A 22,929-nucleotide genomic window follows, 5' to 3' on the forward strand; every position below is an offset into this window, starting at 1 on the left:
AGAGGGTTGACTGATTTCCGTTCAGCGGGTGTTGGTCGGCCACCGGGCCAATGGCGTGGTGATCCCTCATCGAATGGTCATGGGTCGCCACCGCCCCGTTCCTGGCATGCTCCACCGCTAAGTCATCTCGTCGCCATGGCCGCCCTGGGCCGGCTGGCCGGCGGTGGAGACGACCCGGGGCCGGGCGGGCGGCGCGGTTTACGGGTGTCTGAAACCTAAGGAATTCCCGGAGGAATTCCTTACAGGTCCATCAGGGGTGTGTAAAGTTTCTCTGGTGGGGGGAGAGGCCGAGGCAGCGGCGATGCGCTTGTTGCCGGCAACCTTCAGCTACTCCCAGGCTCTGGAGGCCGGCCTGACTCGGTGGCGGCTCTACCGGTTGCGGGACCAAGGGCTGATCGAGCCCTTGGGCCACGGGCTCTATCGACGCCACAACGCCGAGGCCGCGGACATTGACCTCATCGAGCTTGTCCGCCGGGCTCCGCCCGCCACCCTGTGTCTGACCAGCGCGCTGGCTCGTCATGGCCTCACCGACGAGATTCCCTCCCGCATCGATGTCGCGCTGCCTCGTGGCCGGCACCGACCGACGACGGCCGCCCCGGTCGCCTGGCACACGTTCGACCCGGCCACCTTCGAGGTCGGCCGTACCGAGTTGCCAATCGATCCGGAGACCTCGATCGGTCTCTACGGTGCTGAGCGCAGCATCATCGATGCCCTTCGCCTCCGCCACCGTGAGGGCTCGGAACTGGCGTACACGGCTCTGCGTCGGTGGCTGAGACGGGACGGCGCGGCGCCGGCGAAGCTGCTGGCGACGGCTCGATACTTCCCGCAGGCCGAACGACCACTCCGAGAGGCTCTGGTGATCCTGCTGTGACCGTGCGCCCGACCCGAGCCACCGTGGCCGGCCGTGCCTACCTCGACCTTCAAAATCTCGCGCGCCGCACCGGCCGACCCACCGACGAGCTGCACCAGGTCTATGCCCTGGAGGGCTTCCTCGCCCGCTTGGCCCAATCCCCGTACGCGGACAAACTCGTCCTCAAAGGCGGCGTACTGCTGGCCGCCTACGCCGCCCGCCGACCGACCCGGGACGTGGATCTCCAGGGTCGATGGATCTCCAACGACGCGGATCAGGTGCTCGGTATCGTCCGTCACATCGCCGCCCTGGACCTCCACGACGGCTTGGCGCTCGAGGCGGCGAGCGCAACGGCGGAAACCATCCGAGACGACGACGTCTACACCGGCGTACGTGTCAGCCTCAGCGGCCACCTCGCCGCTGCCCGTCTGACCTTCCACGTCGACGTCAACGTCGGCGACCCGATCTGGCCGGATCCGCAGCCGATCAAGCTGCCGCGCCTGCTCGACGGCGAGATCGTGGTGACGGGCTATCCGCTCTCCATGGTGTACGCCGAGAAGTTGGTGACGGCGTTGCAGCGCGGCGTGGCGAATACCCGTTGGCGCGACTTCGCCGACGTCTATCTGCTGTCAGGCCGCCACGACGTCGATGGCGACGAGCTGGCCACAGCCGTGCAAAGGGTGGCCGAATACCGCGAGGTGACGCTCGCACCGCTGAGTCAGGGCCTCGAAGGCTACGCGACGCTCGCGCAGCGGCGGTGGGCCACCTGGCGGCGCAAGCATCGCCTCGATGATCGGCTGCCGCAGAGCTTCGACGAGGTGTTGCAGCGGGTCTTCGCGCTCGCCGACCCCGCACTGACCGGGCTTCTCGGTGGTCGGACCTGGATCGCGTCGGCATCGGGTTGGAGAGCGAGGTGACAGCGGCTGACCCTCGTGAGCTGTAACGCCTGTTCTCGTATCGGGCGATCAGTCGCCTCAGTAAGGGCTGGTGTGGGCGTGCCGATGGTCAGGACCAGCAGGGCGAGGGTGGAAGCCCCATACTGTCGCGGTGTTCACACTCGCCCAGGCGCGGTACCTGGTGGCCACCCTGCACCCACGCGTCGACGAGCTGATCCGGCTCCGGGCCGACCTGGCCGAGCTGCGGGCCGACCTCGCCGACGGCGGGCTGAGCTCGCTCGGCGGCCTGGCCGAGGTCAAGGGCCTGGAGGCCCGGCTGCACGGGATCGTGGACGAGCTGCACGAGCACGACATCCAGATCAAGGGCATCGCCCCGGTGCTGCTGGACTTTCCCGGCGAGCGGGCCGGCCGCCCGGTGCTGTGGTGCTGGCTGGAGGGCGACTCCGACGTGCGCTGGTACCACCGCGTCGAGTGCGGCTTCGCCGGCCGCCGCCCGGTGTGAGCGCAGGGCGTCACGCCGACGACGACCGTCCGCCCCGCCACGGTCCGGTGTCCGACTGAGCCGCCCGGAGCCGGCTGCCCCGCCGTTGGCCTGGGCAGGTCTTTGCTCGAAGCGGGGGCGGGTCAATGCAGGTCAGGCTTCTCGGACCGGTCGACGTGATGGTGGACGACATCCCGGCCCGGACATCGCCGTGCCCCCGCCGCCAGCCTCGCCGGCATCGCGCCGCGCCGGGCGCGGATCCTGCTGGCCGAGCTGGCCCGGACCCACCTGCTCATCGAGCACGCGCCGGGGCGGTACCTCTTCCACGACCTGTTGCGGACCTATGCCACCGAGCTGACCCACGACCTCGACAGCGAGGCCGACCGGCGCACGGCGGTGCGCCGGCTGCTCGACCACCACCTGCACGTCGCGTACGCCGGTGCCCGGCTGTTGCAGCCGTTTCCGTGAGCTGATCGACCTGGAACCCGCCCTGCCCGGCGTCACGACGGTGTCGCCGGCGGACGCCGAGCAGGCGATGGCCTGGTTCGACGCCGAGCATCCGGTGCTGCTCAACGCCGTGGCCCGAGGGTCCACTGCGGCCTCGGCCGCGCCCGGGCCCAGTTCGGCCGGTTCGCCGACGCCCATGCCCACTTCCGGTGGGTGGCCAGACTGTCGGGCCAGCTCGACGACCCGGCCGGTCAGGCACACGCCGACTGCAGCATCGCCTGGTTGTACTCCCGGCAGGGACAGCACCGGCGGGGACTCGTCCACGCGCTGCGCGCGCTCGAACTGTTCGAATCGGTCGGTCGGCGACCGTCCGATGCAGGCCAGGGCCCTCAACACGGTCGGCTGGCAGTACGCCCAGCTGCGGCAGGCGACCTGGACGCCGCAGGCCGGTCCTGGCTGCGGGCCCTGGACATCCTCGACGCGCTCGGCCACTCCGACGCCGAACGGGTCCGCGTGAAGCTCCGCCGGTTCCCGCAACCGCCGCGGCCGCTCGGCCCGGCTTCGCCGAACCACCTGGACGCCGGTTCGTCGACCGCGCCGTAGCCGTTTCAGCGTCGCATCAGGCCCGTTCCAGCCCCGGCCGCCAGAGTTACGGAGAAGGCGCGAACGCGCCCGACCGTCAGAGGCCGGCCGGCTGTCCGCTGGCGGACGGGGGCACCCGGAACACCACCACCGGGCGGCCGAGCCGGCATACCTTGGAGGACGAGGAACATGAAGCACCCACGCGGGCTCGCCGCCCTACTGCTCGCCGCCGCGGCCTCGACCACGGTCGCCCTGGCACCCGCACAACCGGCCAGCGCGGCCACCTTCTACACGATCCAGAACTTCGGCAGCGGCAAGTGCATCCAGCCGCCCCCGGCCAACTCCACGGACATCGGCGTGCAACTCGTGCAGATGACGTGCAACGGGAGTGCCGCCCAGCGCTGGGCGCCCATCTCCCTCGGCGGCGGGCAGTACCGGTTCCTGAACCAGAGCACCGGCGGATGCCTGGACGCCCACGGCCCGAACGCCAACAAGACACCCGTCGACACGTGGGCCTGCAACAGCATCAGCAACGAGAAATGGCAGGTCACCCCCGCGATCCCCAACTCCGTACCGGCCCGGATCGTCTCCGCGATCGGCAGCCGGTGCCTCGATGTGGCGGGTGGGTCACTGGCGGACGGCGCGCCCATCCAGATCTACGCCTGCACCAACGACAACCCCGCCCAGGTGTGGCTGATCCGCTAACCGGCCGACGCGCCCGCGCGATCGAGGCGTCCCGTCATCGGGCCAGACACGGTGACCAGGGGCGACGAGCTGCTTCGTCGACCCCTGGTCACCGCCCGTCTCGCCGTACGGGGAGGCGAGGATCGGCAGGCCCGACGTGAGAAGTTCGTTGAGAATGCCGGCGGGTGGTCGACCACCTGACCGGGGTGTTGCTGGCGCGCGACCTGCCGGCGGCAGCGGTCGAGGCCGCGGGCCGGGCGTTCGCCGACGAGGCCGAGCCCCCGGCCACAGGCCAGGCCGTGCCGGTCTGCACACCTCGCAGGCCCGGCATGTGGCGCTGGTGCTCCCCGGCCAACGCGCCGCGCCCCGACGGAACCGTCGAGCTGCGTGTCCGCGCCGTCGACGCCGGCGCAGTCTCGTCCACGAGGTACGCCCCGGCGAGCCGCTCTGGCTCGGCCCGCCCGCCGAGCGCAGTCGCCTGCCCGAGACCTTCACCCGTTGACGGCTGCCCGCGGCCGGTCCGCCGTCAGCCGCGCGGCTTCGTCTCCAGGGGCCACTGCGTGCTGACCGTCTCGTCCCGGCCCTGCCTGTCGAAGTAGCTCTGGAGGTCTCGGGACTGCTCGGCGTACCAGCCGATCTGTGCCTGGTGCAGCAGGTCCGGCCGCATCCGGGCGATGCGCCCGTGCCGGGCCGCGATCGACCGGGCCATGTCGGCCGCCGCCCGCGCGTCGCTGGCCGCCTCGTGGGCGGTCTTCAGCGTGACCTCGTAGTACCGGCACAGATCGCCCAACTGCTTGCTGCCGTACCAGCGGGGCTCGACCTCTTTGTGCAGCACCGACGGGTCGATGATGACGGCTCGGTCCCAGTCGATGGCGGGCAGGCCGTGCCGGGCCAGTTCCGTGTGCAGGGCCGTGACGTCGTACGGGGCGCAGAAGGCCACCAGCGGGATTCCGTCGGCGATCAGCTTGGCGACCGCCGTGCCCAGGTCCGCCAGCGCCTCCCGGGCGGGCTGGCCGCCGCTGCGGACCATCTCGTCGGTGATGCCGTGCCGGGCCGTCGCGTCGGCGGGGATCGACACACCCGGGTCGATGAGCCACTCCTGCGTCGTCCCGTCCGAGTGGACCAGGGCAGCGGAGATGATCCGGGTCTCCGTCGGCTCGGGCAGCGTGCCCTCAAGGTCGAAGCCCACCACCGGCAGGTCGTGCCACCCGGCGTGCCGGCCGACCGGCGGCGCGACACGGACCGGGACGCACCCGTGGTGGTACGAGTTCCAGCGACCGTCGACGTTGACGGCCTGACCGGCGCCGGCCTCCACCGGTGCGCTGCACGTGCCGCAGCGCCCGGCGTACTTGTTGATCATCTCGGAGATCTCCTGTGGGAGTTGCTGGTGAGTCTGGAGATGATCTTCGAGTACGTGCCGGCCGGGCGTCTGCCCGGGATCGCCGACGACCGGCCCGGGCGCCGCTCCGTTCGGGTGGCCGGATCGGCGGCGCCGCTCGGCGCATTCCCGACCGATCCGGTTGGTTACCGCCTTCCGCCACTCTGGACGGTTGCGGGCCGAAGCACCCCTATTCACCCCTGTAGGCAATCGGTGATCTTCCATCGAACCTGCATTCAGTGATACCTATCTCTCACCACGACTTCCCACCCCCAGGAGTGCTACGTGCGGAGATCCCGCTTCATTACCCTCGCCGTGAGTGTTGCGGCGTCCCTCGGTGCCACGCTCACGCTGGCCGTTCCCGCCCAGGCGTCCGCCAGCGACCACTACGTCGCCCTCGGCGACTCGTACGCCTCCGGCGTCGGCGCCGACAACTACACCGCCGAGAGCGGTGCCTGTAAGCGCAGCACAAACGCGTACTCCGCGCTGTACAACACCAAGATCAAGCCCGCCTCGTACAAGTCGGTGGCCTGTTCCGGGGCGATCACGTCGGACGTGATCAACAAGCAGATCTCGGCGCTGTCGTCGAGCACCACGCTGGTCAGCGTCACCATCGGCGGCAACGACGTCGGCTTCTCCACCATCATGCAGACCTGCGTGCTCCAGGGCGAGAGCCAGTGCGTGGCCGCCGTGGCCGCCGCCGAGACCAAGGCGCGCACGGAGCTGCCCGGCAAGCTGGCGAACGTCTACAACGGAATCAAGGCCAAGGCGCCCTCGGCCCGCGTGGTGGTCGTCGGCTACCCGGTCTTCTACCAGCTCGGCACGCCCTGCGTCGGGCTCACCACGACCTCCCGGACGAGGCTCAACGCGGGCATCAACCTGGTCGACGACATCATCCGCACCGCCGCCACCTCGGCCGGGTTCAAGTTCGCCGACGTGCGGTCGGCCTTCGTCGGCCACCAGCTGTGCAGCTACGGCGAGAAGTGGATGCACGCCCTGAACTTCCTCAACATCGGCGTTTCGTACCACCCCACGGCGGCCGGCCAGGCCGGCGGCTACTACCCGGTCTTCCGCTCCGCCGCGGGCTGACCGGGCCGGCCCCGGCCGGTGACCTCCGAGGCCGCGCCCCCACCCCGACGGGTGGGCGCGCGGCCTCGATCAATTCGGGTAGGTGGGCCCGGGGGCTACGCCGGCAGGATCTTCTCGATCGCCGCGCGCAGCTCGGGGGAGTCCGGCGCGACGGTCGGGGCGAACCGGGCGGCCACCGTGCCGTCCGGCGCCACCAGGAACTTCTCGAAGTTCCACCGCACGTCTCCGGCGTGCCCGTCGGCGTCCGGCGTGGTCACCAGCTCCGCGTACAGCGGGTGCCGGGCCGGGCCGTTGACGTCCACCTTCTCCGTGAGCGGAAAGGTCACCCCGTAGTTGACCTGGCAGAACTCGCCGATCTCGGCGGCGGTGCCCGGCTCCTGGCCGGCGAACTGGTTGCACGGCACGCCGAGCACCACCAGGCCCCGGTCGGCGTAGGTCTCGTGCAGGGCCTGGAGGCCGGCGTACTGCGGGGTGAGGCCGCAGCGGGACGCCACGTTCACCACCAGCAGGGCCCGGCCCCGGTGGCGGTCGAGGTCCGCCGGGCCACCGGTCAGCGCGTCGATCTGAGTGTCGAAAACGGTCATCCGCCGAGGTTACCGACCGGCCGCGACGGCCGGACGGGACCCGGTTTTTCGTAGATCGACGCATGTACATCTTGACGAAGTGATGACGCCGTGAGTAGCGTCTCACCATCCTTTAGGAAAGTTTCCTAACTGTTTGGGGAGACGCCAGATGAAGAGATCGTTCCGCCGGGCCCTCTGGGCCGGCGCCGTGGTCGCGGTGACCGCCGCAGCGGTCCCGATGACCTCGGCGTTCGGCGCCGGAAGTGTGACCGCCACGTTCGCCAAGGCGCAGGACTGGGGGACCGGTCACGAAGCCCGGGTGACCGTCGCCAACGGCTCCGCCGCCAGCATCAGCACCTGGCGCATCGAGTTCGACCTGCCGGCCGGCACCACCATCAGCAGCTCCTGGGACGCCGACGTCACCAGCAGCGGCAACCACTACGTCGCGGTGAAGAAGAGCTGGGCCGGCCCGCTCGCCCCCGGGGCGAGCATCAACTGGGGCTACAACGGCGCCGGGGCGTACAAGGCGCCGCTGAACTGCACCATCAACGGCGCGCCGTGCGGCGGGGGCACCACCCCGACCACCAGCGCCCCGCCGCCGACGACGACCCCGCCGACCACCGCGCCCCCCACGACCCCGCCGCCGACCACGCCGCCGCCGACCACCCCGCCGCCGGGCGGCAAGAAGGTCGTCGGCTACTTCGCCGAGTGGGGCGTCTACGGCCGCAACTACCACGTCAAGAACATCCACACCAGCGGGTCCGCCGCGAAGCTGACCCACATCCTGTACGCCTTCGGCAACACCGCCGGCGGTCGCTGCAGCATCGGCGACAGCTACGCCGACTACGACAAGGCGTACACCGCCGCGGACAGCGTCGACGGCGTCGCCGACACCTGGGACCAGCCGCTGCGCGGCAGCTTCAACCAGCTCCGCAAGCTGAAGAAGATGTACCCGCACCTCAAGGTCATCTACTCCGTCGGCGGCTGGACCTGGTCGGGCGGCTTCACCCAGGCCGCGCAGAACCCGGCCGCGTTCGCCGAGAGCTGCTACAACATGGTCGAGGACCCGCGCTGGGCGGACGTCTTCGACGGCATCGACGTCGACTGGGAGTACCCGAACGCCTGCGGCCTCACCTGTGACACCAGCGGCCCCAACGCCTTCAAGAACGTGGTCGGCGCGTTGCGGACCAAGTTCGGCTCCTCGGCGCTGGTCACCGCCGCCATCACCGCGGACGGCAGCAACGGCGGCAAGATCGACGCCACCGACTACGCCGGCGCGGCGGCGAACCTCAACTGGATCATGCCGATGACGTACGACTTCTTCGGCGCCTGGGCGGCGCAGGGTCCCACGGCCCCGCACTCGCCGCTCACCTCGTACGCGGGCATCCCGCAGCAGGGCTTCTGGAGCGACGCGGCGATCCAGAAGCTCAAGAGCAAGGGCATCCCGTCCGACAAGTTGCTGCTCGGCATCGGCTTCTACGGCCGAGGCTGGACCGGGGTCACCCAGGCCGCCCCGGGCGGCACCGCCACCGGCGCGGCCCCCGGCACGTACGAGGCCGGCATCGAGGACTACAAGGTCCTCAAGAACACCTGCCCGGCCACCGGCACCATCGCCGGCACCGCGTACGCCAAGTGCGGCAGCAACTGGTGGAGCTACGACACCCCGTCGACCATCGGCGGCAAGATGACGTACGCGAAGAACCAGGGCCTCGGTGGCGCGTTCTTCTGGGAGCTCTCCGGCGACACGAGCAACGGTGAGCTGATCGGCGCCATCAAGGGCGGCCTCGGCTGAGCCGAGGGCCGACGCAACACCCACACGGCGGGGAGGGACCGGACACCGGTCCCTCCCCGCCCGCTCGTGCCGCCGGCACCCCGCCGACGCCCCGGTGACGCCCGTCCCGTCGACACCTCGCCACACCCGCCCCGCCTGCCCCGTCGTGGCCCCCGCGTGGCGCACCGGATGCTCGGCGGGGCCGGGGCGATGTGTCAGACTCGCGCATCGGCACCTGCCCGTGCCGGGTCCAGGGGAGGGACGGATGGCTGTGACTCACTCCAGGTCGGCGCTCGTCGCGGCGCTCGCGCTGCTGCCGTTCGCCCTGTTCGGGTGTGGGCTCGGCGACGACGAGGAGAAGGCGGCGGCGGAGCAGCCCGGGCGGGCGCCCGCAGAGGAGGCGGCCACCAAGGCCCGCGAGCGGGTGCAGGCGTACCTCGACGCGATGATCGCCAAGGACGCCGCGGCTGGGCGCAGCCAGCTCTGCGCCCCCGCCCAGGGTGGCTTCGACTCCGCCGCCACCGGCCCGAACGGCGACTTCGCCGACCACTTCACCGTGACGGAGGCGGCCATCACCGACGTCCGCCCTGGTGCGGCCGGGCAGGAGGTCAGCACGTCGGTCACCGTCACCGTCGGCGCCCGCGAGGCCAACCGGCCGCTGCTGTTCACCGTCACCCGCAGCGGCGCCGACTGGTGCGTCGCGGGGGAAGCGCCGGGCGGGCACACCCCGGGGCCGACGGTTACCCCCTGACATCCTCCCGCCACGCCGGGCTGCGGCGTCCCGGAGCTCCCAACCTCCGGAACCGTCCCCCTCGACGCCCGGTCCCTCCGGGGGCCGCCGTACGCTTTCCCCATGCGCCATGAGTGGCATCAGCTGAGCCATCCCGCGGTGGGCAGCCCCGGCCTGCAGACCAGCCGTCCGACCGTCGACTCCGCCGAGGACGCAGCCCTCGGCCTGGACCGCTGGCGGGACCTGCCCCGGGCACAGATCCCGCCGTGGCCGGACCCGGCCGCGGTCGCCGAGGTCTGCAAGGTGCTCGACACCGTGCCGTCGGTCGTCGCGCCCTACGAGGTGGACCAACTCCGGAACCGCCTCGCGCTGGTCTGCGAGGGCAAGGCGTTCCTGCTCCAGGGCGGCGACTGCGCGGAGACCTTCGTCGACAACACCGAGCATCACCTGCTCGCCAACGCCCGCACCCTGCTCCAGATGGCGATCGTGCTGACCTACGGCGCGTCGCTGCCGGTGATCAAGGTCGCCCGGGTCGCCGGGCAGTACACCAAGCCCCGGTCGCTGCCGACCGACGCCCGAGGGCTGCCCGCCTACCGCGGCGACCTGATCAACTCGCTGGAGGCCACGCCGGAGGCGCGCGTCGCCGACCCGCAGCGCATGATCCGGGCGTACGCGAACTCGGCCGCCGCGATGAACATGCTCCGGGCGTACCTGGCGGGCGGGCTGGCCGACCTGCACGCGGTGCACGACTGGAACAAGGGCTTCGTCAAGAGCTCCCCGGCCGGCGAGCGCTACGAGGCGATCGCCCGGGAGATCGACCGGGCGCTCGCCTTCATCAACGCCTGCGGGATGACCGAGGACGACGCGCTGCGCACCGTCACCCTCTACTGCTCCCACGAGGCCCTCGCGCTGGAGTACGACCGGGCGCTCACCCGGGTCTCCGGCAACCGGGGGTACGGCCTGTCCGGGCACTTCCTCTGGATCGGCGAGCGGACCCGGCAGATCGACGGCGCACACATCGACTTCATCTCCCGAATCGCCAACCCGATCGGCGTGAAGCTCGGCCCGACCACCACCCCGGACGAGGCGATCGAGCTCTGCGAGAAGCTCAACCCGGACAACATCCCCGGCCGGCTGACCCTGATCAGCCGGATGGGCAACCACAAGGTCCGCGACGCCCTGCCGCCGATCGTGGCGAAGGTCACCGCCGCCGGCGCGAAGGTCGTCTGGCAGTGCGACCCGATGCACGGCAACACCCACGAGTCCTCCAACGGCTACAAGACCCGGCACTTCGACCGGATCGTCGACGAGGTTCTCGGCTACTTCGAGGTGCACCGGGGCCTGGGGACCCACCCGGGCGGCCTGCACGTCGAGCTGACCGGTGAAAACGTCACCGAGTGCCTCGGCGGCGCCCAGGGCATCGAGGACCTCGACCTGCCGGACCGGTACGAGACCGCCTGCGACCCACGGCTGAACACCCAGCAGTCGCTGGAGCTGGCGTTCCTGGTGGCGGAGATGCTCCGTGGCTGACGCGAGGAATGAGCTTGCGAGCCCCGCAGTCGGCGGCCGAAGGGATGACTGTGGCTGATCTTCTCGTCGACCTGCGATCGGACACCGTGACCCGGCCCACCGCGGGGATGCGGGAGGCGATGGCCAACGCCGAGGTCGGCGACGACGTCTACGGCGAGGACCCGACGGTCAACGCCCTGGAGGCCGAGGTCGCCGCCCTGTTCGGGCACGAGGCGGCGCTGTTCGCCCCGACCGGGTCGATGGCCAACCAGATCGCCCTGCAACTGGTGGTGCCGCCCGGCGACGAGCTGCTCTGCGACGCCGACGCGCACATCGTCACGTACGAGATCGGCGCGGCGGCGGCGTACGGCGGGATCTCGTCGCGGACCTGGCCGGCGTACGGCGCGGACATCAACCCCGAACTGGTCGCCGGCATGGTCCGGCCGGATGGCTACTTCGCGGTGCCGACCCGGGCCATCGCCGTGGAGCAGACCCACAACCGCGGCGGCGGCGGGGTGATCCCGCTGGCCACCCTGCGTGAGCTGCGCCGGGTCGCCGACGCCAACGGGCTGGCCCTGCACTGCGACGGCGCCCGGGTCTGGCACGCGCACGTCGCGGACGCCGTGCCGCTGGCCACCTACGGAGCCTTGTTCGACACCATGTCGGTCTGCCTGTCCAAGGGCCTCGGCGCGCCGGTCGGCTCGCTCGTCGTCGGCAGCGCGGAGAAGATCGAGCGGGCCCGGTTCGTCCGCAAGCGGATGGGCGGCGGGATGCGCCAGGCGGGCGTGCTCGCCGCCGCCGGCCGGTACGCCCTCGCGCACCACGTCGAGCGGCTCGCCGACGACCACGCGAAGGCCGCCCGACTGGCCGAGGCGGTCGCGCCGTTCGGGGTGCTCGCCTCGGCGGTGCGGACGAACATCGTCCCGCTGGACCTGACCAAGTCTCCGCTGGACGCGCGGGGCCTGGCCGCCGCCGCCCGCGCCGAGGGCGTGCTGATCTCGGTCCTCGGCCCGCGCACCGCCCGCCTGGTCACCCACCTGGACGTCGACGACACCGCCATCGCCCACGCCAGCCAGATCCTGACAACCCTCCTCCACCCCTGACCTCCAGATCGCCCCGGTGATCAAGCAGGGTCATTGCGTTGTCGCGGGTGCGGTCCCCGGTCGGCCGGGGACCGTGGCCCGGCCGGCCGGTGGGGGGGGTCAGGGGTGGAGGCGGGTGAGGGTGGCTATGTCGGCGGCGTGGCCCTCGTGTTTTTCGGAGGGGGTCTCCACCACCACCGGGATGCCCGCCGTGGCGGGGTGGGACATCAGCTCGGCGAACGCCGGCTCGCCGATGCCGCCCTTGCCGATGTTCTCGTGCCGGTCCCGGGTCGAGCCGCACAGGTCCTTCGAGTCGTTGGCGTGCACCAGCCGGAGCCGGTCCGGCCCGACCGTGGCGACCAACGTGTCCAGGCAGGCCGTCATGCCGCCCTCGACGGCCAGGTCGTGCCCGGCGGCCCAGGCGTGGCAGGTGTCGAAGCAGACGCCCAGGCCGGGGTGTCGGTCCACCGAGTCCAGGTACGGGCCGAGATGCTCCACCCGGGCGGCCAGCGACCGGCCGCCACCCGCGCTCGGCTCGACCAGCAGCAGCGGGCCACCCGCCGCCAGCGTCTCGTCGAGCAGGGGCAGCAGCGCCTCGCGTACCTGACGCATGGCCGCGTCGGCGTGACCCGGGTCGACCGCGCTGCCGGCGTGGAAGACCACCCCGAGGGCGCCGATCGCCCGCCCCCGGCGCAGCGCGTGGGCCAGGGTCTGCGCCGACCGCTCGACCGTGGCCGGGGTGGGGGAGCCGAGGTTAACCAGCAGCGACGCGTGGACGAACACCGGCACGCCCCGCTCGGCGCAGCCGTCGCGGAACAGCGCGTCCTGGGCCGGGTCGCCCGCCGGGAGCGCCCAGCCCCGGGAGTTGGAGACGTAGACCTGGACGGCCTCGGAGCCGGCCGCGTCGACGTACGGCAGGGCCGCCTTCGCCAGCCCGCCCGACGTGGGGGTGTGCGAGCCGACCGGCCGGCGGAGAGCGGACGCCGACATCTCTACAGACACCCGATCGTGATCTGAGTGCCCGGCGCCACCTGGGCGTTCTCGCCCGGGTTCTGGAACCGGACGATGCCGTTCGGGTTGAACTGCACGTTCACCGGGAAGCCCTGGCTCTCCAACTGCTGCTTGGCCTGCTGACAGGGCAGGTCGAGCACCCGGGGCACGACCACCGGGGCGGGGCCCTTGCTGACGTCCAGCTTGACCTGGGCCCCCTTCTCCACGCCCGCGCCGTCCGCCGGGCTCTGCCCGAGGATCTCGTCCTTCGGCTTGTCCGAGTCCTTGTACGTCTCGACCGGCACCAGGCCGAGCTGGGACAGGGTGGTGCGGGCCTCGTTGACGCTCTTGCCGACGAGGTTCGGCACCGAGATCGGGGCCTTGCCCTTGCTCAGGATGACGGTGACCTTCGCGCCCGGCTTGACCTCGGCACCGACCTTCGGGTTGGTGTCCACCACCACGCCCTCGGGCAGGTTGTCGTCGTACCGGGGGGTGCCCTTGGCGACCACCAGCTTGGCGTTGACCAGATCGGCCTGGGCCAGCTCGAACTCCTTGCCGACCACGTCCGGCACGGGGAACCGGTCCGGCCCCAGCGAGAGGGTGAGGGTGATGGCACCGCCCTTGAGGATCCGGGCGGCCGAGACCGGGCTCTGTGCCACCACGCCGTCGCGCGGGACCTTCTCGTCGTAGCGGGGCTCGGCGTACTCGAGGGTGAAACCGCCCCGGGTCGCCTGCGCCTGCGCCTCGGCCTTGCTGAGGCTGACCAGTTCCGGGGCCACCGTGTACCGGCCCACCCCGAACCACCAGCCGGTGAGCGCGGCGATCAGGACGAGCACCACGGCCGCCGCCAGCAGGCCCATGCGCCCCCGCCGGTCGCCAAGCACCCGGGCCCGCAGGGCGGCGATCCGGCCGCCCGGACCGGGGCTCTCCGGCTCGGCCCGCCGCCGGTGCGGGCGCGGCTCCTTGTGCTCGGGCAGCCGGGCCCAGGCAGGGCGCTCCGCGGGCCGGACCGCCGCTACCACCATGGTGGGCTGAGTCAGCGGGGTTGCGTCGTCGGTCACCGCGCGCAGCACGGCGGTGTGCGCGTTCGGGTTACCCAGCTCGTCGCGGGCGACCTGGACCTCGGCCAACAGGACGCCGGCGTCGGCCGGCCGCGCCTCCGGGTCGCGTCGGGTGGCCCGGGCGACGAGGTCGTCGAGCGCCTTCGGCAGCCCCGGCACCAGCGTCGACGGGGCCGGCACGTCGTTGTCGACGTGCTGCCAGGCGACGTCCACCGGCCGGTCGCCGTCGTACGGGACCCGGCCGGTGAGCATCTCGAACAGCACGATGCCGGCCGAGTAGACGTCGGTGCGGGTGTCGGAGTGCCCGTCGGTGACCAGTTCCGGCGCGACGTACGCCACCGTGGCCATGAGCTGGTTGCCCGGCTCGTCCTCGGCGCTGGCCTCCACCGCCCGGGCCAGCCCGAAGTCGGCGACCTTGACCACGCTGTCGACCAGGTTGGCGACCCCGCCGGTGGGCGCCTCGGCGACCAGCACGTTCTCCGGCTTGACGTCGCGGTGCACGAGGCCGGCCCGGTGCGCGGCGGCGATCGCGGCGAGCATCTGCTCCATGATCGCCAGCGCCTCGTCCGGGTGCAGCCGGCGCCGCTCGGCGAGCACGTCGCGCAGCGTCCGGCCGCGCACGTACTCCATCACCAGGTACGGCAGGCCGGCGTGGGTGCCCTGGTCGTAGACCGCCACCACGTTCGGGTGGGTCAGCCGGGCGATGGTCTTCGCCTCGTCGGTGAACCGCTCCAGGAACCCGGCCATCCGGGCCCGCGTCTCGGCGGCCTGGGTCGGGTGAATGATCTTGACCGCGACGGTGCGCTCCAGGCGCTCGTCGGTGGCGGTGTACACGGTCGCCATGCCGCCACGGGCCACGCGACCGCGAATGCGGTAGCGCCCGTCGATCAGCGAGCCCAGCAACGTGTCGGCGACCTGTGTGTCCATCGGCAGGCAGTCTATGTGTCCAGAGGGCAGAGGTTGAACAGGATGCTACAGATGGTTGGCGAGAGGGTCCGTCCCGCCGCGCTCACGTCGTCCCCGGAGCCCTCCCGGTGCGCGTCCGGACCGGTTGAGGGGGTGCCCTCGCCGCTGCTGCCGGCAACGTGGCAGGGTGATCGGGTGACCGACTCCGTACCCTCCGACCAGGCTGCCTCCGGCGCCGGCCCCGCCGGCCCGACCGATCCGGCCCGCTGGCTGACCCTGCCGGACGTCGCCGAGCGCCTCGACCTGTCGATCAGCAAGATCCACCAGATGATCCGGGACCGGGAGTTGCTCGCGGTGCGCCGCGACGGCGTCCGCCGGATTCCCGTCGACCTGGTGGCCAACCAAACCGTGCTCAAGCACCTGCCCGGGGTGCTCACCCTGATGACCGACGCCGGCTACGACGACGAGGCCGCGCTGCGTTGGCTCTACGAGCCCGACGACACCCTGTCCGGCGGCACCCCGGCCGCCACGCTCGGCGGCGACCACGCCCGCGAGGTCAAGCGCCGCGCCCAGGCCCTCGGCTTCTGACCCCCTGACCCACCCCGCCCGACCCCTGTTTCCCGTCGCACCGGCGGGTCGGGCGGGCTGCGCCGCACCGGGCGGGCTCGGCCGTACCGGGTGGGCTCGGCCGGGATGGCGGGTCGGCCGGGCGGGACGGGGTCAGTCGGCGCGGCGGGTGGCGGCGACGGCGAGGTCGACCAGGGCCTGGCGGGCCTCCGTCTCCAGGTCGACGGCGCCCAGCGCGGCCAGCGCGGTGTCGGTCAGCGTGGCGATCCGTTCCTCGGTGCGGGCCAGCGCCCCGGTCGAAGTGATCAGCTCGCGCAGCCGGGCCACCCCGTCCTCGTCCAGGCCCGGGTCGCCGAGCCGGCCGAGCAGTAGCTCCCGGCCGGCCGCGTCGGTGGCCTCCACGGCCACCGCGACCAGGTACGTCCGCTTGCCCTCGCGCAGATCGTCGCCGGCCGGCTTGCCGGTCTGCGACGGGTCGCCGAACACCCCCAGCACGTCGTCGCGCAACTGGAACGCCTCGCCCAGCGGCAGCCCGTACGCCGAGTAGGCCGCCCGGACGTCCGCCGTCGCGCCGGCCAGCGCGGCGCCCAGCAGCAGCGGACGCTCGACCGTGTACTTCGCCGACTTGTACCGGGCGACCTTGCCCGCGCGCTCCACCGAGGTGTCGCCGGTGGCCTGGGTGAGCACGTCGAGGTACTGCCCGACGGTGACCTCGGTGCGCATCTCGTCGAAGACCGGGCGGGCCCGGGCCACGATCCGCGGGTCCAGCCCGGCGGAGTGCAGCAGCTCGTCGGACCAGACCAGACACAGGTCGCCGAGCAGGATCGCCGCCGCGTCGCCGAACCCGTCGGCGTTGCCGCCCCAGCCGGCGCTGCGATGCCGGGCGGCGAACCGCCGGTGCACCGCCGGCTCGCCGCGCCGGGTGTCCGAGCGGTCCATCAGGTCGTCGTGGATCAGCGCGCTGGCCTGCACGAACTCCAGTGCGGCCAGCGCGGTCACCACCTGGTCCGAGTCGCCCCCGCCGGCGCCCCGGAACCCCCAGTACGCGAAGGCCGGGCGCAGCCGCTTCCCGCCGCCCAGCACGAACGCCTCGATCGCCTCGGCCACCGGCACCAGGTCTTCGTCGACGCCCTTCATCCAGGCGTGCTGGCCGGCCAGGAACTCGGTCAGGGCCTTGTCGACCCGCTGACGCAGGCCAGCGCGGTCGACGGGGGACACGGGAGCAGCGTGGGTCACGCCCCCGACGCTAGCGGGTCGCCCGGGACCGCGTCGCATCCGTGGCCCGTGGCGCGCCGTAGGCCACCCCGGCTGCCGAGCGCCGTCGCGCCGGAGTCAGCGCCTGGTCGCGGGCGGTGATCGCCGGCCCGCCCGGTGGACGGGCCGACCGGACGGTGGCGCCGGTCGGGTGGTGGCGCCGGTCGGGGCAGGTGACGGGCCGCCGCGCAGGCGAGGGCGGCGTGTCGCCGTACCGCCGGCTCGCGGGCGTGCCGGGCCGGCCGGCGGCGTGCCCCGGCGCGCTGGCCGGCTGTGCTCGGCGGCCTCGGCCAGCAGCTCGACCGGCACGGCGAGGGTCACTGCCAGCCACCCCAGCCAGAAGTCCCCCGGCACGCGGAGCTGCCGCTCCCAGCGCGACACCTCGTGCCGACTCAGCGTGGGCACGCCCGAGGCGGCGCACAGCTCGGCGGCGAGGAACTGCTGACTGCGGCCCCGGGCCAACCGGAGCCGGGCGAGCAGCGGCCCGAGCGGCTCGGGGCCGGGTGGCATGGGCGGCGTCATCGGTCCTCCGGGAGGGGTCGGCGCGGTGGCGGCGTCGACCTGCCAGAACGGGCGGGACCGGACGCCGCCGGTCGGTGCTGACCCCCGCGCGGGCCCCCGGGAGCCAGCCCCGTCCGCGCTGCCCACCTGTCTACTCCGGGGGTACGACGGTGGCCGTCGTGGCGTGGTGCGAGAGGAACCGCAGGGCCGGTACGGCCCGCCTTCCGGGCACCGGGACGACCGGTTCCGTCTCGCGGATCCTGGTGCGGTCGCGCCAGGTGGGAAAGCTCTGGGCCCGGCAGGTGCCGGCCGCTAGAGTTCAGGCGTGGCGCTCGGTCTTCCCTCGGTCCTCCCCAATCCGCAGCCGGCGATCGGGGAGCTGATCCGCGACCGTCAGCCCACCTTCTCGTTCGAGTTCTTCCCGCCGAAGACCCCGCAGGGCGAGCGGCTGCTCTGGCAGGCGATCCGCGAGCTGGAGTCGCTGCGCCCGTCGTTCGTGTCGATCACCTACGGGGCCGGCGGGTCGACCCGGGACACCACGGTCGCGGTGACCGAGCGGATCGCCACCGAGACCACCCTGCTGCCGATGGCGCACCTGACCGCGGTCAACCACTCCGTCGCCGAGCTGCGCAACGTCATCGGCCGGCTGGCCGGCGTCGGGGTGCGCAACATTCTGGCGGTGCGGGGCGACCCGCCGGGCGACCCGGGCGGGGAGTGGGTCCGCCACCCCGAGGGCGTGCTCTACGCCGAGGACCTGGTCCGGCTGGTCCGCGACGCCGGCGACTTCAGCGTCGGGGTGGCCGCCTTTCCGTACAAGCACCCGCGCTCGGCCGACGTGGCCGGCGACACCGCGAACTTCGTCCGCAAGTGCCAGGCCGGTGCGGAGTTCGCGATCACCCAGATGTTCTTCGACGCCGACGACTACCTGCGGCTGCGCGACCGGGTGGCGGCGGCCGGCTGCGCCACCCCCATTCTGGCCGGGGTGATGCCGGTCACCCAGCTGAGCACCATCGAGCGTTCGGCGCAGCTTTCCGGGGCGCCGTTCCCGCCGGCCCTGGCCGCGCGGTTCGCCCAGGTCGCCGACGACCCGGAGGCGGTCCGCCGGCTCGGCATCGAGCAGGCGGCCGAGATGTGCCGACGACTGCTGGACGAGGGCATCCCCGGGATTCACTTCATCACCCTCAACCGGTCCACCGCGACCCGGGAGGTCTGGCAGCAGTTGCAGGTCGACACCCGGGTGTGACCCCCGTGGCGCGACACCTGAGCGCCGGTGCGACGGTTGTTCCGTGGTGGGCAGTCAGCTGAACTGGGACGAATACGCGACGGCGTGGGCGCGGCTGCACGGGGGCTTCGATCCCCGGGTGGCGGCCCCGGTGGTCCGCGCCTGGCTGCGGTTCGCCTACCACGTCGGGTACGTGCTGGGCCGGCTGCGGGTCGCCCCGACCGCGGTCACCGTGGCGGGCGTGCTGCTCTGCCTCTGCGTACCGCTGTTCGCCGTCCGGCCCGTGAACGGGCCGATCATCGGGGCGCTGTTCGTGCTGGCCGCCTCGGTGGCCGACAGCGTCGACGGTGCGGTGGCGGTCGCCACCAACCGCACCACCCGGCTCGGGTACGTCTACGACTCCGTGGCCGACCGGCTCGGCGAGGTCGCCTGGCTGGCCGCGTTCTGGCTGTTGGGCGCGCCGGGCCCGCTGGTCGTAGCCGCGGGCGGGCTGTCCTGGCTGCACGAGTACGTCCGGGCCCGGGCGGTCTCGGCCGGGATGCGGGAGATCAGCGTGGTCACCGTGGGGGAGCGTCCCACCCGGGTCTGCGTGGCCCTGGTCGGGCTGCTGCTGGCCGGGCTGGCCGGACTGATCGACCCGGACCTGACCGCCGGCACCATCACCATGGCCACCGCCGTCTGGGTGCTGCTCGCCGGCTTCGGCCTGGGCCAACTCCTCTCCACCGTCCGCCGCGCCCTCATCGACGCCGACTGACGACACCCCACCTCACCCCACGCCCCCGACGTCATGCACTTTCACGGAAAGAGTGGCCTCGACGAGCCTGGAGGCCACTCTTTCCGTGAAACTGCGAGGGATCTTGGGGTTGTGGGCGCGGGGCGATGGGTGCGATCGGCTTCTCTTAGGCCCAGGCGGGGCCGATCTCGTCGGCGACGATCTGCGCGGAGAGGGCGACCATCGGGAGGCCGCCGCCCGGGTGGGTGGAGCCGCCGACGAGCCAGAGGCCGGCCGCCGGGCCCCGGTTGGCCGGGCGGAGCAGGCCGCCGGCCGTGCCGTAGATCGACCCGCCGGGCGCGCCGGTGGTGGCGTCCAGGTCGGCCGGGGTGCGGACCTCCCGGAACGCCAGCCGGTCCCGCACGTCCACGCCCCGCTCGGCGAGCACGTCGAGGACCCGGTCGGCGTACGCGTCGGCGAGCCCCGGCCGGCGCCAGTCCACCGCCCCGGTGGCGGTGCCGTGCCGGGCGGCGTTGACCAGCACGAACCACGCCTCGTGGCCCTCGGGGCGGACGGCCGGGTCGTCGGCGACGGTGACGAAGACCGTCGGGTCGGGCGCGGGACGGGCCCGGATCCCGCGCCCCGGGTGGCCGAAGACCGCGTCGAACTCGGCGTCGTAGTCGCGCGGGAAGAACACGTTGTGGTGGGCCAGCCCGGTGTCACCGGTCACCCCGAGCAGCAGCACGAAGCCGGCGAGGCTGCGGTCGGTGAGCCCGGCCAGCCGGCGCGGGCTGGGCAGCAGGTCCCGGTAGACGGTCAGCGCGTCCACGTTGGCCACCACCACGTCGGCGGGGACGGGCGCGGCGACGCCGGCCAGGCGTACCCCGTGCACCCGGCCGCCCGCGGCGTCGATCCGGGTGACCGCGGTGCCGGTCCGCACGACCACGCCGAGGTCCAGGCACCGGGTCAGCAGCGCGTCGGCGAGGGTGCCCAGGCCGCCGCGCAGGTACCAGCCGCCGAACGTCAGCTCGGCGTACGGCACGGCGACCAGCGCGGCCGGGGCCCGGCGGGGGTCGGCCCCGGTGTAGGTGGCGTACCGGTCCAGCAGCATCCGCAGCCGGGGGTCGGACAGGTGTCGGCGGCCCAGCCCGCGCAGGGTGCGGCCGGGCCCGATCGCGGCGAGGTCGCCCAGCCGCCAGGCCAGCCCGGCGAGGTCCAGCGGGGAGTCGACGGCCCGGCTCAGGACGTCGGAGTGCGAGGCGTCCCAGACCCGGGCGGCGCGTCGCCACAGCCGCTGCCAGTCGGCGGCGGCCCGGTCGCCGAACGCCGCCCCGACGCGGGCGGCGAACTCCGCCGGGTCGGCGCACGAGTCGAGCGTGGCCCCGTCGGGGAAGACGTGCCGGACGATCGGGTCCACCGGGACCAGGTCGAGGTACTCGTCGAGCTTCGCCCCGGTCGCCTCGAACAGGTCGTGGAAGACCTCCGGCAGGGTGAGCAGACTCGGCCCGGTGTCGAAGTGGAACGACCCGTCGGGGGTGTCGTGGACGTACCGGCCGAGCTTGCCGCCGACGGTGTCGGCCCGCTCGAAGACGGTCACCTCGTGCCCGGTGGCGGCCAACCGGGCGGCGGTGGCCAACCCGCCCACCCCGGCGCCGACGACCACGATCCGCGCCATGACGTGCCCTCCTAGCTGACCGGGCGGCCTCGCCAGGACAGGCGGCGCCGCTTCCGCAGATGGTACGACCGCAGGGTCAGCCAACCGAGGACCACGACCGACACGGGGTGGCCGAGCGCGTCGGGCCACCACCGGCCGCCGGTCGCCCGGGCGCTGACCGCCCGCCCGGCGGCCCCGAGCAGGTAGCCGAGCGACGCCAGCGCCGCGACCGCCGGCGCGCCGGCCGCGAGGGCGACCAGCGCGATCAGCGGGGGAGCGGCGTACAGCAGGAGCAGCAGGGCCAGCACGGCCGCAGCCGCGCCCGGGTGGCCGAACGTGGCCCACAGCGACTTGGTGTAGCCGTCGCGCAGCTGCGGCCAGTCGTCGTACATCCGGCAGGTGGCCAGCCGGGAGCCGTCGGCGAGGGCGATCCGGCCGCCGGACCGCTTGACCGCCCGGGCCAGCTCGATGTCCTCCAGGACCCGCGCGCGCACGGCGGCGTGCCCGCCGGCCGCGTCGTACCCGGCCCGGTTCGCCACCAGGAACTGCCCGCCGGCCGCGGCCAGCGACGGCCGCGGCGAGCGCTCCATCGCCCGCAACGGCAGGAAGGTCAGCCACAGCCACTGCAACAGCGGCTGCACCAGCCGGTCGGCCGCCGTCGCCACCACGATCCGGGGGTACGGCGACAGCAGCGTCACCCGCGCGGCGCGCAGCTCCGCCACCGCCGCCGCCACCGCGTACGGGGCGAGCACCACGTCGGCGTCGACGAACGCCAGCACGGTGGCGGCCGGGCCGGCCCGGGTGGCGAGCTGGTGGCAGGCGTGCGGCTTGCCCAGCCAACCCGGCGGCGGGGCGACCCCGGTGAGCAGGGCGACCCGGGGATCGTCGCCGGCCACCGCGCGGACCACGTCGGCGGTGCCGTCGGTCGAGCCGTCGTCGAGCACCACGATCCGCAGGTCGGGCACGCCCCGCTGGGCGAGCAGCGCCCGCAGGCACGGGGTGACCCGGGCGGCCTCGTCGCGCAGCGGCAGCAGCACCGCGACGGTCTCGGCGACCTCGACCGGCCCGTCGGCGGGGCGGCGCAGCCACCGGGTGGCGTTGACCCAGGTGTGCAGGGTGAGCCCGGCGACGCCCGCGACCAGCAGCAGGACGCCGGTCATGCGGTGGCGTCGACCGGCCGGGGCGGCCGGCGCCTTCGGCGTTCCCGGTGTTCCCGGCGCAGTGCCAGGGCCAGCGGCACGGCGGCCACCGCCATCCCGGCCGCGCCCCACACCGCCGAGGCGGGCAGGCCGAGGAAGACCGCGTGGGCCAGGATGCTGGACAGGTACGTCCACAGGTAGAGCGCGAACATCGGGGCGTCCCGGGAGTCCGCGTGGTCGACCACCGGCCCGGCCAGCGGGCGCAGCGCCGCCATCAGCAACACCGCGAACAACAGCCAGCCGAGGTAGTTGCTGACCGGCACGCCGGGCAGGCCGGGCAGCACCGTGGTGGCGTCCCGCCACACCCAGTAGCCCTCGGCGACCATCTGCGGGTCGAGGAAGAGGTCCCAGGCGGCCAGCCCGACGGCTGCGAGCGCCACCCGGCCGACCCCGGGCGGGGTGAGTCGGGCCGCGGTCAGCCAGGCCGGCCAGGCCATCCACGTCCAGGCGAGCGGGATGATCAGGGGCACCCCGGCCAGCTTCGGGCCCAGCTCGCCGGAGTAGTCGTAGCTGCCGAACGGGAAGCCGGTGGCCACTCCCAGGGCCTCGATCGCGAAGCCGCCGCCGGCGGCCACGGCGACCAGCGCCGCCGCCGCGCGGGGCCCCCGGCTCAGCAGCGCGTGACCGACCGAGAGCAGGCACCCGAGCACGACGGTGGCCACGGTCAGCCCGGCCCGGGTGGCGCCGGTGGTGAGCGGGTAGCAGATCTGGGCCAGGACCAGCACGCCCAGCCCGGCCCAGGGCAGCCGGCGGTCCAGCCCGGCCCGGTTAAGCCCAGCTCGGGGTAGCTGGCGGTCCGGC

24 protein-coding genes are annotated in these 22,929 nt (G+C 73.2%); 15 read left to right on the forward strand and 9 right to left on the reverse strand.

All coding sequences use genetic code 11. The features are described from left to right. The first annotated feature begins 274 nt into the window (after positions 1-274). From OG559_RS20505 to OG559_RS20530, 6 genes are all read left to right on the forward strand, one after another. Positions 275-871: a type IV toxin-antitoxin system AbiEi family antitoxin domain-containing protein gene (locus OG559_RS20505; RefSeq protein WP_405106020.1), complete on the forward strand. Its 597-nt coding sequence runs from the start codon at positions 275-277 to the stop codon at positions 869-871. Next, on the forward strand, positions 868-1,767 hold the full coding sequence (locus tag OG559_RS20510) for a nucleotidyl transferase AbiEii/AbiGii toxin family protein (protein ID WP_405106022.1): 900 nt from the start codon (positions 868-870) through the stop codon (positions 1,765-1,767). The genes OG559_RS20505 and OG559_RS20510 overlap by 4 nt, the downstream gene beginning before the upstream one ends. A gap of 130 nt (positions 1,768-1,897) precedes the next feature. Next, on the forward strand, positions 1,898-2,248 hold the full coding sequence (locus OG559_RS20515; RefSeq protein ID WP_405106024.1) for a DUF2203 domain-containing protein: 351 nt from the start codon (positions 1,898-1,900) through the stop codon (positions 2,246-2,248). A gap of 312 nt (positions 2,249-2,560) precedes the next feature. After that, complete coding sequence (locus OG559_RS20520) at positions 2,561-2,695, forward strand: hypothetical protein (RefSeq protein ID WP_405106026.1); 135 nt, start codon at positions 2,561-2,563, stop codon at positions 2,693-2,695. A 192-nt stretch (positions 2,696-2,887) separates the two neighbouring features. Next, positions 2,888-3,277: a hypothetical protein gene (locus tag OG559_RS20525; RefSeq protein WP_405106028.1), complete on the forward strand. Its 390-nt coding sequence runs from the start codon at positions 2,888-2,890 to the stop codon at positions 3,275-3,277. 168 nt (positions 3,278-3,445) lie between these two features. Then, on the forward strand, positions 3,446-3,961 hold the full coding sequence (locus OG559_RS20530; RefSeq protein WP_405106030.1) for an RICIN domain-containing protein: 516 nt from the start codon (positions 3,446-3,448) through the stop codon (positions 3,959-3,961). A 505-nt stretch (positions 3,962-4,466) separates the two neighbouring features. Here OG559_RS20530 and OG559_RS20535 read toward each other — a convergent pair. Beyond that, positions 4,467-5,300, reverse strand: a complete 834-nt coding sequence (locus OG559_RS20535) for an exonuclease domain-containing protein (RefSeq protein WP_405106032.1) — start codon at positions 5,298-5,300, stop codon at positions 4,467-4,469. Positions 5,301-5,327: 27 nt separating this feature from the next. On the opposite strand from OG559_RS20535, the gene OG559_RS20540 reads away from it, so the two are divergent. Beyond that, on the forward strand, positions 5,328-5,561 hold the full coding sequence (locus tag OG559_RS20540) for a hypothetical protein (RefSeq protein WP_405106034.1): 234 nt from the start codon (positions 5,328-5,330) through the stop codon (positions 5,559-5,561). Positions 5,562-5,633: 72 nt separating this feature from the next. Next, on the forward strand, positions 5,634-6,407 hold the full coding sequence (locus OG559_RS20545) for an SGNH/GDSL hydrolase family protein (protein WP_405106036.1): 774 nt from the start codon (positions 5,634-5,636) through the stop codon (positions 6,405-6,407). 95 nt (positions 6,408-6,502) lie between these two features. Here OG559_RS20545 and OG559_RS20550 read toward each other — a convergent pair whose 3' ends face one another. Beyond that, complete coding sequence (locus OG559_RS20550) at positions 6,503-6,991, reverse strand: glutathione peroxidase (protein WP_405106038.1); 489 nt, start codon at positions 6,989-6,991, stop codon at positions 6,503-6,505. Between the two features lie 148 nt (positions 6,992-7,139). Here OG559_RS20550 and OG559_RS20555 point away from each other — a divergent pair, with 148 nt between their 5' ends. From OG559_RS20555 to OG559_RS20570, 4 genes are all read left to right on the forward strand, one after another. Then, positions 7,140-8,762 (forward strand): glycosyl hydrolase family 18 protein, encoded by a 1,623-nt coding sequence (locus tag OG559_RS20555; RefSeq protein WP_405106040.1) that lies wholly within the window; start codon positions 7,140-7,142, stop codon positions 8,760-8,762. A gap of 244 nt (positions 8,763-9,006) precedes the next feature. Further along, on the forward strand, positions 9,007-9,492 hold the full coding sequence (locus OG559_RS20560; RefSeq protein ID WP_405106042.1) for a hypothetical protein: 486 nt from the start codon (positions 9,007-9,009) through the stop codon (positions 9,490-9,492). Between the two features lie 102 nt (positions 9,493-9,594). Continuing rightward, complete coding sequence (locus OG559_RS20565; RefSeq protein WP_405106044.1) at positions 9,595-11,001, forward strand: class II 3-deoxy-7-phosphoheptulonate synthase; 1,407 nt, start codon at positions 9,595-9,597, stop codon at positions 10,999-11,001. Between the two features lie 50 nt (positions 11,002-11,051). Then, positions 11,052-12,083, forward strand: a complete 1,032-nt coding sequence (locus OG559_RS20570; RefSeq protein ID WP_405106046.1) for a threonine aldolase family protein — start codon at positions 11,052-11,054, stop codon at positions 12,081-12,083. Between the two features lie 99 nt (positions 12,084-12,182). On the opposite strand, the gene OG559_RS20575 is transcribed toward OG559_RS20570, so the two are convergent. After that, a complete protein-coding gene (locus OG559_RS20575) occupies positions 12,183-13,052 on the reverse strand; it encodes a deoxyribonuclease IV (protein WP_405106048.1) in 870 nt (289 codons plus the stop codon). A 2-nt stretch (positions 13,053-13,054) separates the two neighbouring features. Beyond that, a complete protein-coding gene (gene pknB, locus OG559_RS20580) occupies positions 13,055-15,040 on the reverse strand; it encodes a Stk1 family PASTA domain-containing Ser/Thr kinase (RefSeq protein ID WP_405106049.1) in 1,986 nt (661 codons plus the stop codon). Positions 15,041-15,214: 174 nt separating this feature from the next. On the opposite strand from pknB, the gene OG559_RS20585 reads away from it, so the two are divergent. After that, complete coding sequence (locus tag OG559_RS20585) at positions 15,215-15,607, forward strand: Rv2175c family DNA-binding protein (RefSeq protein ID WP_396670968.1); 393 nt, start codon at positions 15,215-15,217, stop codon at positions 15,605-15,607. A gap of 132 nt (positions 15,608-15,739) precedes the next feature. On the opposite strand, the gene OG559_RS20590 is transcribed toward OG559_RS20585, so the two are convergent. Both OG559_RS20590 and OG559_RS20595 read right to left on the reverse strand, forming a co-directional pair. Then, positions 15,740-16,822, reverse strand: coding sequence for a polyprenyl synthetase family protein (locus tag OG559_RS20590; RefSeq protein WP_405106051.1), 1,083 nt, complete (start codon positions 16,820-16,822; stop codon positions 15,740-15,742). Between the two features lie 96 nt (positions 16,823-16,918). Further along, entirely contained in the window at positions 16,919-17,362 is a 444-nt protein-coding gene (locus OG559_RS20595) for a helix-turn-helix domain-containing protein (RefSeq protein WP_405106053.1), read from the reverse strand. 304 nt (positions 17,363-17,666) lie between these two features. Between OG559_RS20595 and metF the strand changes: the two genes are divergently transcribed. After that, positions 17,667-18,584: a methylenetetrahydrofolate reductase [NAD(P)H] gene (gene metF / locus OG559_RS20600; RefSeq protein ID WP_405106054.1), complete on the forward strand. Its 918-nt coding sequence runs from the start codon at positions 17,667-17,669 to the stop codon at positions 18,582-18,584. A gap of 43 nt (positions 18,585-18,627) precedes the next feature. Continuing rightward, positions 18,628-19,317 (forward strand): CDP-alcohol phosphatidyltransferase family protein, encoded by a 690-nt coding sequence (locus OG559_RS20605; protein ID WP_405106056.1) that lies wholly within the window; start codon positions 18,628-18,630, stop codon positions 19,315-19,317. Between the two features lie 145 nt (positions 19,318-19,462). Here OG559_RS20605 and OG559_RS20610 read toward each other — a convergent pair whose 3' ends face one another. From OG559_RS20610 to OG559_RS20620, 3 genes are read right to left on the reverse strand one after another with little or no spacing between them, the layout of a single operon-like run. Further along, a complete protein-coding gene (locus tag OG559_RS20610; protein WP_405106058.1) occupies positions 19,463-20,950 on the reverse strand; it encodes a phytoene desaturase family protein in 1,488 nt (495 codons plus the stop codon). A gap of 11 nt (positions 20,951-20,961) precedes the next feature. Then, positions 20,962-22,089, reverse strand: coding sequence for a glycosyltransferase (locus OG559_RS20615; protein WP_405106060.1), 1,128 nt, complete (start codon positions 22,087-22,089; stop codon positions 20,962-20,964). After that, entirely contained in the window at positions 22,086-22,886 is an 801-nt protein-coding gene (locus OG559_RS20620; RefSeq protein WP_405116827.1) for a carotenoid biosynthesis protein, read from the reverse strand. The genes OG559_RS20615 and OG559_RS20620 overlap by 4 nt, the downstream gene beginning before the upstream one ends. Positions 22,887-22,929 lie beyond the last annotated feature (43 nt).

Source organism: Micromonospora sp. NBC_01405, assembly GCF_045040155.1.
In the GTDB taxonomy this organism is placed as follows: domain Bacteria; phylum Actinomycetota; class Actinomycetes; order Mycobacteriales; family Micromonosporaceae; genus Micromonospora.

Bases quoted from the DNA above. Each gene is read 5' to 3' on its own strand.
- OG559_RS20530 (WP_405106030.1), top strand. From the start codon at position 3,446: ATGAAGCACCCACGCGGGCTCGCCGCCCTACTGCTCGCCGCCGCGGCC.
- OG559_RS20535 (WP_405106032.1), bottom strand. From the start codon at position 5,300: ATGATCAACAAGTACGCCGGGCGCTGCGGCACGTGCAGCGCACCGGTG.
- OG559_RS20550 (WP_405106038.1), bottom strand. From the start codon at position 6,991: ATGACCGTTTTCGACACTCAGATCGACGCGCTGACCGGTGGCCCGGCG.
- OG559_RS20555 (WP_405106040.1), top strand. From the start codon at position 7,140: ATGAAGAGATCGTTCCGCCGGGCCCTCTGGGCCGGCGCCGTGGTCGCG.
- OG559_RS20560 (WP_405106042.1), top strand. From the start codon at position 9,007: ATGGCTGTGACTCACTCCAGGTCGGCGCTCGTCGCGGCGCTCGCGCTG.
- OG559_RS20565 (WP_405106044.1), top strand. From the start codon at position 9,595: ATGCGCCATGAGTGGCATCAGCTGAGCCATCCCGCGGTGGGCAGCCCC.
- OG559_RS20575 (WP_405106048.1), bottom strand. From the start codon at position 13,052: ATGTCGGCGTCCGCTCTCCGCCGGCCGGTCGGCTCGCACACCCCCACG.
- pknB (WP_405106049.1), bottom strand. From the start codon at position 15,040: ATGGACACACAGGTCGCCGACACGTTGCTGGGCTCGCTGATCGACGGG.
- OG559_RS20595 (WP_405106053.1), bottom strand. From the start codon at position 17,362: ATGACGCCGCCCATGCCACCCGGCCCCGAGCCGCTCGGGCCGCTGCTC.
- OG559_RS20610 (WP_405106058.1), bottom strand. From the start codon at position 20,950: ATGGCGCGGATCGTGGTCGTCGGCGCCGGGGTGGGCGGGTTGGCCACC.
- OG559_RS20615 (WP_405106060.1), bottom strand. From the start codon at position 22,089: ATGACCGGCGTCCTGCTGCTGGTCGCGGGCGTCGCCGGGCTCACCCTG.